Origin of the sequence: Streptomyces flavofungini (assembly GCF_041028215.1) — a bacterium.
GTDB classification, from domain to species: Bacteria; Actinomycetota; Actinomycetes; order Streptomycetales; family Streptomycetaceae; genus Streptomyces; species Streptomyces flavofungini_B.
Map to the genome: position 1 here is coordinate 1 of NZ_JASKYR010000119.1, position 13,373 is coordinate 13,373.

Genomic DNA, 13,373 nt, shown 5'->3' on the forward strand with positions numbered 1-13,373 from the left:
TCCTGTGGGAGCGGCGACGGCGCGGTCTCGGGACAGGGCAAGGGGGCGGGCGGGGACGACGCCCAGGTGCGGGCCGCCGACGCCAAGCGGATCCCCGATGTGGGTGACCGGTTGCAGTCGCGGATTCCGAAGGAATCCCGGCAGGTGGTGGCGGTCTACGGAGACGGTGCGAACTCCGCGGAGTCGACCGTGGTGCTCTATACGAAGTCATCCAAAACGGACAAGACGTGGTCGAAGGACCGGAGCTGGCCCGCGCACAACGGCAAGAGGGGGTGGACCACCGACCACCACGAGAACGACAAGCGCAGCCCAGTCGGCGTGTTCACGCTCACCGACGCGGGCGGTGTTCTCGCGGACCCCGGTGCCAAGATCCCCTACACGAAGTCCGTGTCCATGCAGGCGCCGCACTACTGGCCGAAGACCCACTGGCACGACTTCGACTACGTGATCGCCATTGACTACAACCGCGCCAAGGGCACCCCGCCCAACGACCCGACGCGTCCACAGGGCCAGGCCAAGGGCGGGAGTATCTGGCTGCACATGGACCACGGCAGCGGTACGTCGGGGTGCGTGAGCCTGTCCAAGGAGGGCATGGCGCATCTGCTGCGTACGCTGGATCCGAAGCAGCATCCGGTCGTAGTGATGGGAGACAAGGCGAACCTCGCGGCGTAAGGCGTCAGGTGCCCACCGCGTGCCGCTCCTGGTGTTCTGTGGGCATCGGGCGATCACCGCAACCGCGCAGGCGGGCAAGGGAAAGCGGCACTCGACGCGCAGGCCGCCAAGCCAACCGCAAGACCGCCCCCACGTGAGCGCTACCGGCGGTACGGCGACGGCCCTTGCCATGGCCGGACCCTGGCCACCGGACAGGGAGCCCTGATGGTCGGCCGTCGCCGCTGCTGATCGGCTGCTCCGTCGCTACTCCTTCGGCTTCTCCGAGTCCATTCCCGGGCGTGCCTTCTTCCAGAGTCCGCGGGTGAAGTCGGGTATCGCCTGCGGCGCCCCCTTGGCCTTGATCGAGAGATGGCTCAGCGGCACGGGCGCCGTCCACGTCGCGGCGTCGTACACGTCGAAGTCGGGGACGAGGCCGAGGCGCATGGTCTGCATCAGGCGGAAGACCATGATGTAGTCCATGCCGCCGTGGCCGCCGGGCGGGTTGGAGTGCTCCTTCCACAGCCAGTGGTCGAAGTCGGCGTACTTGGCGAAGTCGCCCCACTCGTCGTTGGTGTGGTCGGGCTCGATGTAGATGCGTTCCGGGTAGTCCTCGAAGACGCCCGCCGTGCCGCCCAGACTGTTGATGCGGCTGTAGGGGTGGGGCGTGGAGACGTCGTGCTCCAAACGGATGACGCGGCCCTTCGCCGTCTGGACGAGGCTGATGGTGCGGTCGCTCTCGATGTAGGTCTCCTTCCAGCTCGGGTCGCCCGCGGGCATGTGTTCCTTGCGGTACTGCGCGAGGCCGAGGGCGGGCGTGCCGAAGCTGGAGATATGGGTGGCGCGGTCGCCCCGGTTGACGTCCATGTAGTTGGCGACGGGACCGAAGCCGTGATTGGGGTAGAGGTCCCCGCGGAGCCGGGTGTGCCAGAGGCGGCGCCAAGGGCCCTCGTAGTAGTCGGGGTCGAACATGAGGCCGCGCAGATCGTGGTTATAGGCGCCCGCGCCGTGCAGGAGATCGCCGAACTTGCCCGCGTGGGCCATGCGCAGGACGCGCATCTCGTTCCTGCCGTAACAGCAGTTCTCCAACTGCATGCAGTGTCTGCGCGTGCGCTCCGAGAGGTCGACGAGTTCCCAGAGTTCGTCGAGGCGCAGTGCGATGGGGCACTCCACACCGACGTGCTTGCCGTTCAGCATCGCCGTCTTGGCCATCTCGAAGTGGAAGTCCCAGGGCGTGGCCACGTACACGAAGTCGATGTCCCCGCGCTTGCACAGGTTCTCGTAGTCGTGATCACCCTTGGTGTACGTCGCCGGAGCCGGCTGGCCCGCGGCCGTGACCTTCTTCGCGGCGGCCGCGGTCTTGTCCTTGACCGGGTCGCAGAGGGCCACCACTCGTACGCCCGGGACGGCGAGGAACAGGTCGATCATGGAGCCGCCGCGGTTGCCGAGACCGACGATGCCGACCCGCACCGTGGAGCGCCGCTCGAACGGGACCCCGATCATGGTGCGGCCCTTGCGGGCAGGGGCCTGCGCCGTGTCCTCCGATGCCGGGACGGCATCCGGCGTGGCGGCCGGTACGGTGCTGGGCGCGTCCGCGTGTGCCGTACCGCCCGTGAAGGCGCCGACGCCGATGCCGGCCCCGGCGAGGCCCGCCGTGCGGAGCACCGCGCGGCGCGAGTGGCCGTCTCCCGCCGTGGCCTCCGCCGTACCCTCGGCGAGGCTGTCGGGGGAGGTGGCGTCGGGAGTCGGTGTCGCGTTCTCGTCGTGCATCGGACCTCCGTAGCTGAAGGGCGGCTGGTCTCTACCACTGGGGGGGCGACAGCCACCCTGTTAGGGGCGCTAGGGGAGGCGCAAGGGGCGGAAGCGGTCAGAGGGTTGGACTTCCGCCGTGACTTCATGGACTTCCGCAGCCGCAGCCGCAGCCGCAGCCGCAGCCGCAGCCGACACCGGGTCAGGGGTGTGGGCCACGGTTGTGGTCCACGGGTGTGGGCCGCGGATTCGGGGCATGGGCTCGGGCTACGGTCGCGTGGCCCGCTCCAGCTCAAGGAGCGCGGAGTAGTACCCCCGCCCCGTCGCATGGTCCATGCCGATCTCGCACATGCGGTTCGCCGAGAGGTGCGCTTCGAAGGGGCGGCCCGCGATCTCCGCGGCCTCCTTGCGGGTGGCCGACTCCGTCAGCTCCTTGTGGAGCATGCCGCGGTCGCCCGCGAAGGCGCAGCACCCCGCGTCGTCGGGCACGGTCACCTCCTCCGCGCACGCCTCGGCCACGGCGCGAAGCTGTGCCTCGTCGCCGAGATGCTGCATGGAGCAGGTCGGGTGGAGGACGGCGGAGCCGATCCTGCGGTGCACGGTGAGATGGGGGAGCAGCTCATCGGCGGCCCAGACGATGGAGTCGACGACCGTCAGCTCGTGGTGAAGGGCGATGTTGTCGGCGGTCAGGTACGGCACCACTTCGTGCGCGATGCCGAGCGTGCACGAGGAGGCGTCGACGACCAATGGCAGGCGGCCGCCCGCGGTCCAGCCCCAGGCCGCCTCGACGATGCGGTTGGCCATGACCCTGTTGCCCGCTTCGTAGCCCTTGGAGTGCCAGATCGTCGCGCAGCAGGTGCCCGCGACGTCGTCGGGGATCCAGACCGGCCGGCCCGCGCGCGAGGAGACGGCGACGACGGCCTCGGGCAGGGAACGGTCGCCAGGTCCGCCGAAGATGCGGTTGACGCAAGCCGGGTAGTAGACGGCCGACGCGCCCGTGCGCGTGGTGCGCGGCAGCCTGCGGGCCGCCGCCCCAGGGATCTGCGGCAGCCACTCCGGGACGAGATCGGGGCGGACCGCCCTGCGGGCCGTGCGGGTCACCGCGGTGAGCAGCCGGTCGCCGATGCGGTCGGCGGCGGCCACCGCGAGCCGCGCGGAGGCCTCGACGGCCTTGAAGTTCTTCGCGGTCAGGGCGGCGATCCGCTCCTCTCGGGGCGAGTGACGCGCGTGCCGGAAGTCCTTCATCAGGGCACCCGTGTCGATGCCGACCGGGCACGCCAGTTTGCAGGTCGAGTCGCCGGCACAGGTGTCGACGGCGTCGTAGCCGTACGCGTCCACGAGACCGTCCTCGACGGGGGAGCCCGCGGGCTGGCGCATCATCTCGCGGCGCAGCACGATCCGTTGACGCGGCGTGGTGGTGAGGTCCTCGCTCGGGCAGGTCGGTTCGCAGAAGCCGCACTCGATGCACGGGTCGGCGATGAGCTCCACCTTCGGAATGCTCTTCAGGCCGCGCAGGTGCGCCTTCGGGTCGCGGTCGAGGACGACGCGCGGGGCGAGCACCCCGTCCGGGTCGATGACCTGCTTGGTGCGCCACATCAGTTCGGTGGCCTTGGGGCCCCATTCCAGTTCGAGGAAGGGCGCGATGTTGCGGCCGGTGGCGTGCTCGGCCTTGAGGGAGCCGTCGAACCTCTCCACGGTCAGGCGGCAGAACTCGTCCATGAAGGCGGCGTAGCGGTCCACGTCGGACGGCAGTCCCGCGTCGAAGGCGAGCAGGAAGTGCAGGTTGCCGTGGGCCGCGTGGCCCGCGACGGCGGCGTCGAAGCCGTGCCGCGTCTGCAGTTCGAGGAGGGTTTCGCAGGCCTCGGCCAGCCGTCCCGGCGGTACCGCGAAGTCCTCTGTGATCAGCGTCGTGCCCGTGGGGCGGGAACCGCCGACGGCGGTGACGAAGGCCTTGCGGGCCTTCCAGTAGCCGCCGATGGTCTTGGCGTCGCGCGTGAAGGTGTTCGTCACCGAGGGCGCGGGCGTCACCAGCTCCAGGCCATCGAGGGCCTTGGCGGCGGCGGCCTCGTACGCCTCGCGGGTGGCCTCGTCGGGTGCGCGGAACTCCACGAGAAGAGCGGTCGTTGACTTGGGTAGCGCCGCCCAGTCGGCGGGCACGCCCTGCACGCTGACCGAGGCCCGCAGGGTGTTGCCGTCCATCAGTTCGACAGCGAGCGCGCCCGCGGCGTTGAACACCGGTACCGCCGCGGCGGCCGCGGGCAGTGAGGGGAAGAAGAGCAGGGCGGTGGTCGTGTACCGGTCCAGCGGGAGCGTGTCGAAGACGATCTCCGAGAGGAACCCGAAGGTGCCCTCGGAGCCGACCATCAATCCGCGCAGGATCTCGACGGGAGTGGAGCCGTCGAGGAAGGCGTCCAGGCGGTAGCCGTTGGTGTTCTTGATCTGGTACTTGGCGCGGATGCGGGCGACGAGATCGGCGTCCGCCTCGATCTCCCGCTTGATCGCGAGAAGGCCTTGGCACAGGGCGGGTTCGGCGCGTGCCAGCTCCTCGTCGGCGGTCGGGGCCGCTGTGTCCACGACTGTGCCCGAGGGCAGGACGAAGGTGAGTGAGGCGACCGTGCGGTAGGAGTTCCGAGTGGTGCCCGCCGTCATGCCCGATGCGTTGTTCGCGACGACGCCGCCGAGGGTGCAGGCGATGGCGCTCGCCGGGTCGGGGCCGAGGACCCGGCCGTACCGGGAGAGCGTGGCGTTGGCGCGCACCACCGTCGTGCCGGGACGGATGCGGGCCCGCTCGCCCGCGCCCAGCACCTCGATGCCGGACCAGTGCTTGCGGACGTCGACCAGGATGTCCTCGCCCTGAGCCTGGCCGTTCAGCGAGGTGCCCGCCGCGCGGAAGACGACCTCGCGGCCCTTTCCGTGAGCGTAGGAGAGGACCGCTGAGACGTCGTCGATGTCCTCGGGGACGATCACGACCTGCGGCAGGAACCGGTACGGACTCGCGTCCGACGCGTACCGCACCAGGTCCGAGATGTTGGTCAGGACCTTGTCCGGGCCGAGCAGCGCGATCAGTTCGGACCGCAGCGGCTCGGGGGTGCCAGCGGCCCGCCCGTCCGGCACGCGGTCGGCCGCCGGGCCTCCCTCGCGCGTCGTCGGGCGCAGGGCGTCCGGTCGGGGCTCCAGCAGCGGCATGGGCTCTCCTCGGGACACGATCCGGCGCGAGTGCTGATGGACCCAACGTAAGGGGATACGTGCGGATACGTGCTCGGGGGCGCCGCCGAATATGCGGCGCGTCGGCCACTTCAGCAGCGTGGGATGCGCCGAGTGTCCGGTGCGGCTGTCATGTTGGCAGCGCCGGGTGCCGGGGGCCGCGGCCGTCAGCAGCGCCGAGTGTCCACCGCGTCGGCCATGTCAGCAGCGCCGAGTGTCCACTGCGTTGGCCATGTCAGCAGCGCCGAGTGTCCACCGCGTCGGCCATGTCAGCAGCGCCGGACGTCCGGCACGTCGAACAGTGCGTTCAGCAGACCGCCGAGTTGGGCGCGCTGCTCGGTGTCCAGGGGAGCCAGGATGTCCTCCGCGGCGGCCCGGCGGGCGCGGCGCAGCTCGCCGAGGGCTTCGAGCCCGGCGTCGGTCAGCTCGATCCGGATCACCCTGCGGTTGGTGGGGTCGGGCACGCGGCGCACGAGGTCGCCGGACTCCAGGCCGTCGACCAGCGTGGTCACGGCACGGGGGACCACTTCCAGGCGCTCGGCGAGGTCCGCCATGCGGGGCGGCGTCTCGTAGTGCGCGAGGGTGCGCAGGAGGCGGGACTGTGCGGGGGTGATGCCGACCGGCACCAGGTGCCGTTTCTGGATCCGCTGGAGCCTGCGGGTCAGCCGCAGCAACTGTTCGGCGAGCAGGCCGTCGGGGTCCGGGGTGTTCATGCGGGAACTTTATCAGGACCTTGTGCATTGTGAGTATAGGTAACAGTGAGCTATGCTCTCTGAGTCATCGTCGGTCACCTCTGCCGACTTCCGTCCCGTATCCCGTAGGAGCCCATGCGTCACGACGAACCCACCTGGACGCCGCCGCCCCAGGCCCCCGGTCAGGAGCCGCCGCGCCAGATGCGCCGAATCCTCCGCCTCTTCCGTCCCTACCGCGCCCGCCTCGCGCTCGTCGGCCTGCTGGTCTGCGCCGCTTCGCTGGTCTCGGTCGCCACCCCCTTCCTGCTCAAGGAAATCCTCGACACCGCGATCCCGCAGGGGCGCACGGGTCTGCTGAGCCTGCTCGCGCTGGGCATGATCCTCAGCGCGGTGGTCACCAGTGTCTTCGGTGTCCTCCAGACCCTGATCAGCACCTCCGTGGGCCAGCGGGTCATGCACGACCTGCGCACCGCGGTCTATGGCCGGCTCCAGAGCATGTCGCTCGCCTTCTTCACCCGCACGCGCACGGGCGAGGTCCAGTCCCGGATCGCCAATGACATCGGCGGCATGCAGGCGACCGTCACCTCCACCGCGACGTCGCTGGTGTCCAATCTGACGAGCGTGATCGCCACGATCGTCGCGATGCTCGCCCTCGACTGGCGGCTGACGGTCGTCTCGCTGCTGCTGCTCCCCGTGTTCGTGTGGATCAGCCGCCGCGTCGGCCGTGAGCGCAAGAAGATAGCCACGCAGCGCCAGAAGCAGATGGCCGCGATGGCCGCGACGGTGACCGAGTCGCTCTCCGTGAGCGGCATCGTCCTCGGCCGCACCATGGGCCGGGCCGACTCGCTCACCAGGTCCTTCGCGGACGAGTCCGAGCGCCTCGTCGACCTGGAGATCCGTTCGAACATGGCGGGCCGCTGGCGGATGGCCGTCATCTCGATCGTGATGGCCGCCATGCCCGCCGTCATCTACTGGAGCGCCGGTCTCGCCTTCCAGATGGGTGGCCCGACCGTCTCCATAGGCACCCTCGTCGCCTTCGTCTCGCTCCAGCAGGGCCTGTTCCGGCCGACCGTGAGCCTGCTCTCCACCGGCGTGCAGATCCAGACCTCGTTGGCGCTCTTCCAGCGCATCTTCGAGTACCTCGACCTGGAGGTCGACATCACCGAGCCGGACCACCCGGTCCGCCTGGACAAGATCAAGGGGGAAGTCCGCTTCGAGAACGTCGAGTTCCGCTACGACGAGAAGTCCGGACCGACGCTCCAGGGCATCGATGTGGCCATACCCGCGGGCGGCAGCCTCGCCGTGGTCGGGCCCACCGGCTCCGGGAAGTCCACCCTGAGCCATCTCGTGCCCAGGCTGTACGACGTCACGGGCGGCCGCGTCACCCTCGACGGGGTCGATGTGCGCGACCTGGACTTCGACACCCTCTCCCGCGCGATCGGCGTGGTCTCCCAGGAGACGTACCTCTTCCACGCCTCGGTCGCCGACAATCTCCGCTTCGCCAAGCCCGACGCCACCGAGGAGGAGCTGGTCGCCGCGGCCCGCGCCGCCCAGATACACGAGCACATCGCGTCGCTGCCCGACGGGTACGACACCGTGGTCGGGGAGCGCGGCCATCGCTTCTCGGGCGGTGAGAAGCAGCGGCTCGCCATCGCCCGCACGATCCTGCGCGATCCGCCGGTCCTCATCCTCGACGAGGCCACCAGCGCCCTGGACACCCGCACGGAGCGGGCGGTGCAGGAGGCGATCGACGCGCTCTCCGCCGATCGCACCACCCTGACCATCGCCCACCGGCTCTCCACGGTCCGCGGCGCCGACCAGATCGTCGTCCTGGACGGCGGGCGTACCGCCGAGCGGGGTACGCACGAGGAGCTCATGGAGCGCGACGGCCGTTATGCGGCCCTCGTGCGCCGGGACGCTCAACTGGAGCCCGCGACATGAAGATATGCCGGGAATGCCCCCATTTGCGGGGTACCGTTCCGGCATGCAGACCAAGATTCCGCGCCCGCGCTGGGGCAAGAGACGGGGCACTGTTCGACTGACGCGGCGGGGGCGGATCGCCCTGATCGCGGGCGGAGCCGCCGTGGTGGCCACCGCCGTGGCGGTACCACTGCTGCTCCCGGACGACGACGCACGGCCCGAGACCCTGACCATCCCGGAAGGCTGGCGCTCGGGACAGGTGTACGAAGCGGTGGACAAGGCTTTGCGGGTGCCGGCGGGGACCACGAAACAGGCGGTGCCCAAGGCGGGACTGAAGCTCCCCGCGGAGGCACGCGGCAACCCCGAGGGTTATCTGTTCCCGGCGACGTATCCGCTGAACTCGAAGTCGACTCCGGCATCCGTGCTCTCGTTCATGGTGAACACCGCGAACAAGAAGTACGAGGGCGGCAGTGTCGCGGCGGGCGCCGACCGCAACGCGGTGAACGTCTACCAGACGGTCACCATCGCCAGCATGATCGAGGCCGAGGCGGGCTCCGAGGAGGAGATGGGGAAGGTGGCCCGCGTCATCTACAACCGCCTCGACCAGGGAATCCCCCTCCAGATGGACTCCACCGTCAACTACGCCCTCAACCGCTCCACGCTGATCACCAGCGACCGCGACACGAAGATCAACAGCCCCTACAACACCTACGCGCGCATGGGCCTGCCGCCCACGCCGATCGGCAATCCGGGCGATGCGGCGATGCGGGCCGCGGCCAGTCCGCCGGCCGGGGACTGGCTGTACTTCGTGACGGTGAAGCCGGGCGACACGCGCTTCACGGCGAACTACGAGGAGCACCAGAGGAACGTCAAGGAGTTCAACGACGTGAGCAAGCAGAGCTGACCACTGGGCCCCGGGCACTTCCGGGCGTCTGTCACCGGGCCGGGCGGCCCGGACAGGGGGCGTGTCCGGTGGATAAAAAGACTGGCGGACGTGTATGCGCGCCGACCATCATGACGCGCATGAGTGATGGCGCGGCGCGATGGACCCAGGCGAGTGTCTACCCCGACATGTGGGTCGACCCGGACGACGACCCCCGTGAAAGCGACGGTGACGCTCCGGAGGGCGAGCTCGCGACGCTGCTCGACTACCTCACGAGCTACCGCCTGACCCTGCGGATGAAGTGCGAGGGTCTGAACGCGGAGCAGTTGGCCCGCAGGTCGGTGCCGCCGTCCACGATGTCGTTGCTCGGCCTGGTCCGGCACCTCGTCGAGGTGGAGCGGGACTGGCGCAACTGGATCACCGAGGGCGACCCGGTGCCGAAGCTGTACGGCAAGCGGGACGCCGACTTCGAAGGGGCCGTCGCCGAGCAGGCCGTGGTCGACGCCGCGTTCGCGGACCTGGAGCGCGAGCAGGCGGCCACCGATGCCGTGCTCGCCGAGCACCAGGACCTCGGCGCGCGTGTGGGCAGGGAGCAGATCGCCGTCCGCGAGCTGCTGGTGCACAGGATCGAGGAGTACGCCCGCCACTGCGGCCACGCCGACCTGCTGCGTGAGTGCGTGGACGGACGGGTCGGGCAGTAGCGGGGCGCGGCCCGTACGCGGCCCGGCGGCGTCGCTCAGGCCGTCACCGGGGCCTGGGCGAGCAGCCGGTGGATGTCGCGTACGGCGGCCCGGCCCGCCCGGTTGGCGCCGATCGTGCTCGCCGAAGGGCCGTAGCCGACCAGGTGGACGCGGGGATCGGCGGCGGCCCGGGTGCCCTCCATACGGATGCCGCCGCCCGGCTCGCGCAGCCGCAGGGGCGCCAGGTGGTCGATCGCCGCGCGGAAGCCCGTCGCCCAGAGGATGACGTCGGCGTCGACCCGGCGTCCGTCGTCCCACTCGACGCCGGTCGGCGTGATGCGGTCGAACATCGGCAGCCGGTCGAGGACCCCGGAGGCCCGTGCCTGCCGGATCGCGTCGTTCACCGGCAGGCCGGTCACCGAGACCACGCTGCGGGGCGGCAGGCCCTGGCGTACGCGTTCCTCGACCATGGCGACGGCCGAGCGGCCCCAGTCCTCGGTGAAGGGACCCTCGCGGAAGACCGGCGGCCGCCGGGTGACCCAGGTGGTCTCCGCCGCGTACGGGGCGATCTCCATCAGGTGCTGCGTGCCCGAGGCGCCGCCGCCGACGACGATGACGCGCCGGCCCGCGAAGGCCTCGGGCCCCGGGTAGACGGCGGTGTGCAACTGCCGTCCTCGGAACGTCTCCTGGCCCGGGTAGCGGGGCCAGAACGGGCGGTCCCAGGTACCGGTCGCGTTGATCAGCGCGCGCGTCGACCAGCTGCCCGCCGAGGTCTCCACGAGCAGCCGCCCGGCGTCGCCCTCGCGCACCTTGTGCACCTCGACGGGGCGGCGTACTCGCAGGTCGAAGCGGTCCTCGTACGCCGCGAAGTAGGCGCCTATGACCTCCGAGGACGGGCGTGCGGGGTCGGCGTCGGTCAGCTCCATGCCCGGCAGCGCGTGCATGCCGTGGACCTTGCCGTACGTCAGGGAGGGCCATCGGAACTGCCACGCGCCGCCGGGCCGGGGCGCGTGGTCGAGGACCACGAAGTCCCGGTCCGGTGCGAGGCCGGTCCGGCGCAGGTGGTAGGCGGCGGACAGGCCCGCCTGCCCGGCGCCGATGACGACGACGTCCACCTCGGACGCCGCCTCGGGCGCAGCGGCCCCGGACGCGACCTCCGACGCCGTCCCGGGCCTCACCTCGGGTGCTGCCGCGCCGCCTGCCGCTTCTCGTGCCCCGGTGTTGTCATTCACATTTCTACTAACCCGTCGGCGCCGCCTGATCTTCCCGGCCCGAGCGGGGCGCGTCCCGTGGCCCGATACGGACGGGTCCGGGACTAGCGTCCCCCGGCGACCAGCAGCGGAGCCCCGCCCGGGGCGGAGGCCGGGCGGCCGTTGGCGGCGGGCCCTCCGGTGAGTGGCGAGGCCGGGATGCGTGGCAGCAGGCCGCGTTGGGCCAGGTCGGGGATGACGCCCTCGCCGAACCAGTACGCCTCCTCCAGATGCGGGTAGCCCGAGAGCACGAAGTGTTCGACGCCGAGCGCGTGGTACTCCTCGATCCGGTCGGCGACATCCGCGTGACTGCCGACCAGGGCGGTGCCCGCGCCCCCGCGCACCAGGCCGACACCGGCCCACAGGTTGGGCGAGATCTCCAGCTTGTCGCGGGAGCCGCCGTGCAGCGCGAGCATCCGCTGCTGGCCCACCGACTCGCTGCGCCCCAGTGCTTCCTGGGCGGCGGCGATGGTGTCCGGGTCGAGGTCGTCGAGCAGGCGGTTCGCCGTCGTCCACGCCTCCGCGGCCGAGTCGCGGGAGATGGTGTGGAGCCGGATGCCGAAGCGGACCGTGCGCCCCTCCGCCTCGGCGAGCCCCCGAATCCAGTCGATCTTCTGTTTGACCTGCTCCGGCGGCTCGCCCCAGGTCAGATAGACGTCCGTGTGGCGTGCCGCGACGGGCCCGGCCGCCGGGGACGACCCCCCGAAGAAGATTTCCGGCAGCGGGTCCGGCGGCAGCGCCGTCAGGCCGCCGTCGACCTGGTAGTGCTCGCCGCGGAAGTCGTACGGCTGACCGCTCCAGACGCCGCGTACGACCGAGAGGAACTCGTCGGTGCGCGCATAGCGCCGGTCGTGGTCCAAGTGGTCGCCGAACCGGCGCTGTTCGGTCGAGTCACCGCCGGTGACGACGTTGAGGAGCAGCCGTCCACGCGTGATGCGCTGGTATGTGGCCGCCATCTGCGCGGCGAGGACGGGGGAGATGACGCCGGGCCGGAAGGCGACGAGGAACTTCAGCCGCTCCGTGTGCTGGGCGAGGGCGACCGTCGTCAGCCAGGCGTCCTCGCACCACGTCCCGGTCGGCGTGAGCACGGCCTCGAAGCCCAACTGCTCGGCGGCCTTGGCGATCTGGGCCAGGTACTCGATGTCGGGGGCCCGCACACCGCTCACCGGAGTGACGCGGGAGCGCGTGATGCCGCCGTCGGTGTACGCGTGCCGGTCGACGAGGGTACGGCCGTCGCCGCCGGTCGGCAGGAACCAGTGCAGGTGGACGGTCATGTCAGGACTCCTTGCGGTACGTGCGCGGCTTGGTGGTGGAGGGCGGCAGATCGCCGTTGAAGCGGGTGTCTACGAAGTCGCCGAAGTCGATGCGGCGCGGGATCAGCTTCAGAGCGGTGAAGGTGTCCGCGATCTCCTGCTCGGACGTGACCACGTTCTTGTCCACGGCCACCGGGACCCGGGTGCCGTTGGTGCGCTTGACCGCGTCGAGTGCCACCTCGTAGGGCAGTCCCGTGTCCTTCGCCCAGACCTTCGCCCATGCCTCGGGGTGCTCGAAGACCCAGTCCTGCGCCTTGCGCAGCCGCCTGAGGTAGTCCGAGATCGCCGCGGACTTCTTCTTGTCCTTCAGTGCGCCGGGCGCCGCCACCTGGAAGCTGAGGCCGTTCACCAGACCGTCCCCGTCGGTCAGGACGCGGCCCTTCTTGCCGCGCAGGATCTGCGAGCTGTACGGGTCCCAGACGGCCCAGGCGTCCACCTTGCCGCTGGTGAAAGCGGCCAGGGCATCGGCGGGCTGAAGGTACTTGACCTTGACGTCCTTGAACCCGAGGCCCGCCTTCTTGAGCGAGGCGATGAGCTGGAAGTGCGCCGACGAACCCTGCGCCACGGCCACGGACCTGCCCTTGAGTTCCCGCGGGCTCTTCAGCGGCGAGTCGTTCGGGACCAGGATCGTGTCGCCCGCCGCCGTGCCATGGCTGGCGGCGACTACGGAGATCTTCGAACCGGCGCCCGCCGCGAAGACCGGCGGGGTGTTGCCCACGGCGCCGACGTCGACGGCCTTGGCGTTGACGGCCTCAAGGAGAGGCGGCCCCGAGGTGAAGGTGGACCAGCGGATCTTGTACTTCAGGTCGTCCAGTTCCCCGGCGGCGCGCAGCACGGCCTCGGAGCCGCCCCGCTGGTCGCCGACCTCAAGGGTGAGCGACCCCGAGCCGTCGGTACCGCCGCCCGCGCCCCCCACCGAGGTGCCGGCGGACGAGGTGCCCGCGCAGGCGGAGAGCAGCAGGGCCAGGGGGACGAGCAGGGCGATCGGGGCGGGGCTTGGTCGGGGCATGACGGTTCCGTTCGGAGTGGGAGGG

General features: G+C 70.7%; 10 protein-coding genes. 4 read left to right on the forward strand and 6 right to left on the reverse strand.

Annotated features, from left to right (window positions below):
* Positions 1-672 (forward strand): L,D-transpeptidase family protein (locus AB8Z36_RS11190; RefSeq protein WP_369213084.1); only part of this gene is annotated, 672 nt, incomplete at its 5' end.
* Positions 673-915: 243 nt separating this feature from the next.
* On the opposite strand, the gene AB8Z36_RS11195 is transcribed toward AB8Z36_RS11190, so the two are convergent.
* From AB8Z36_RS11195 to AB8Z36_RS11205, 3 genes are all read right to left on the reverse strand, one after another.
* Positions 916-2,418 carry a Gfo/Idh/MocA family protein gene (locus AB8Z36_RS11195; RefSeq protein ID WP_369213085.1) on the reverse strand — a complete coding sequence of 501 codons (1,503 nt, stop codon included), beginning with the start codon at positions 2,416-2,418 and terminating at the stop codon, positions 916-918.
* A gap of 246 nt (positions 2,419-2,664) precedes the next feature.
* Positions 2,665-5,583 carry an FAD-binding and (Fe-S)-binding domain-containing protein gene (locus tag AB8Z36_RS11200; protein ID WP_369213086.1) on the reverse strand — a complete coding sequence of 973 codons (2,919 nt, stop codon included), beginning with the start codon at positions 5,581-5,583 and terminating at the stop codon, positions 2,665-2,667.
* A 287-nt stretch (positions 5,584-5,870) separates the two neighbouring features.
* On the reverse strand, positions 5,871-6,314 hold the full coding sequence (locus tag AB8Z36_RS11205) for a MarR family winged helix-turn-helix transcriptional regulator (protein ID WP_369213087.1): 444 nt from the start codon (positions 6,312-6,314) through the stop codon (positions 5,871-5,873).
* Between the two features lie 114 nt (positions 6,315-6,428).
* Between AB8Z36_RS11205 and AB8Z36_RS11210 the strand changes: the two genes are divergently transcribed.
* The 3 genes from AB8Z36_RS11210 (at position 6,429) to AB8Z36_RS11220 (ending at position 9,797) form a co-directional block, all read left to right on the forward strand.
* Positions 6,429-8,234, forward strand: coding sequence for an ABC transporter ATP-binding protein (locus AB8Z36_RS11210; RefSeq protein WP_369213088.1), 1,806 nt, complete (start codon positions 6,429-6,431; stop codon positions 8,232-8,234).
* 43 nt (positions 8,235-8,277) lie between these two features.
* A complete protein-coding gene (gene mltG, locus AB8Z36_RS11215) occupies positions 8,278-9,117 on the forward strand; it encodes an endolytic transglycosylase MltG (RefSeq protein WP_369213089.1) in 840 nt (279 codons plus the stop codon).
* 119 nt (positions 9,118-9,236) lie between these two features.
* The gene (locus tag AB8Z36_RS11220; protein WP_440581894.1) at positions 9,237-9,797 is read left to right on the forward strand and encodes a DinB family protein; all 561 of its coding nucleotides are present in this window, start codon (positions 9,237-9,239) and stop codon (positions 9,795-9,797) included.
* Positions 9,798-9,832: 35 nt separating this feature from the next.
* On the opposite strand, the gene AB8Z36_RS11225 is transcribed toward AB8Z36_RS11220, so the two are convergent.
* From AB8Z36_RS11225 to AB8Z36_RS11235, 3 genes are all read right to left on the reverse strand, one after another.
* Positions 9,833-10,954: an NAD(P)-binding domain-containing protein gene (locus AB8Z36_RS11225; RefSeq protein ID WP_369213093.1), complete on the reverse strand. Its 1,122-nt coding sequence runs from the start codon at positions 10,952-10,954 to the stop codon at positions 9,833-9,835.
* A gap of 137 nt (positions 10,955-11,091) precedes the next feature.
* A complete protein-coding gene (locus tag AB8Z36_RS11230; RefSeq protein ID WP_369213091.1) occupies positions 11,092-12,300 on the reverse strand; it encodes an LLM class flavin-dependent oxidoreductase in 1,209 nt (402 codons plus the stop codon).
* Between the two features lies 1 nt (position 12,301).
* Positions 12,302-13,348 carry an ABC transporter substrate-binding protein gene (locus tag AB8Z36_RS11235; RefSeq protein ID WP_369213092.1) on the reverse strand — a complete coding sequence of 349 codons (1,047 nt, stop codon included), beginning with the start codon at positions 13,346-13,348 and terminating at the stop codon, positions 12,302-12,304.
* Positions 13,349-13,373 lie beyond the last annotated feature (25 nt).

Bases quoted from the DNA above. Each gene is read 5' to 3' on its own strand.
- AB8Z36_RS11210 (WP_369213088.1), top strand. From the start codon at position 6,429: ATGCGTCACGACGAACCCACCTGGACGCCGCCGCCCCAGGCCCCCGGT.
- AB8Z36_RS11195 (WP_369213085.1), bottom strand. From the start codon at position 2,418: ATGCACGACGAGAACGCGACACCGACTCCCGACGCCACCTCCCCCGAC.
- AB8Z36_RS11205 (WP_369213087.1), bottom strand. From the start codon at position 6,314: ATGAACACCCCGGACCCCGACGGCCTGCTCGCCGAACAGTTGCTGCGG.
- mltG (WP_369213089.1), top strand. From the start codon at position 8,278: ATGCAGACCAAGATTCCGCGCCCGCGCTGGGGCAAGAGACGGGGCACT.
- AB8Z36_RS11235 (WP_369213092.1), bottom strand. From the start codon at position 13,348: ATGCCCCGACCAAGCCCCGCCCCGATCGCCCTGCTCGTCCCCCTGGCC.
- AB8Z36_RS11200 (WP_369213086.1), bottom strand. From the start codon at position 5,583: ATGCCGCTGCTGGAGCCCCGACCGGACGCCCTGCGCCCGACGACGCGC.
- AB8Z36_RS11220 (WP_440581894.1), top strand. From the start codon at position 9,237: ATGAGTGATGGCGCGGCGCGATGGACCCAGGCGAGTGTCTACCCCGAC.
- AB8Z36_RS11230 (WP_369213091.1), bottom strand. From the start codon at position 12,300: ATGACCGTCCACCTGCACTGGTTCCTGCCGACCGGCGGCGACGGCCGT.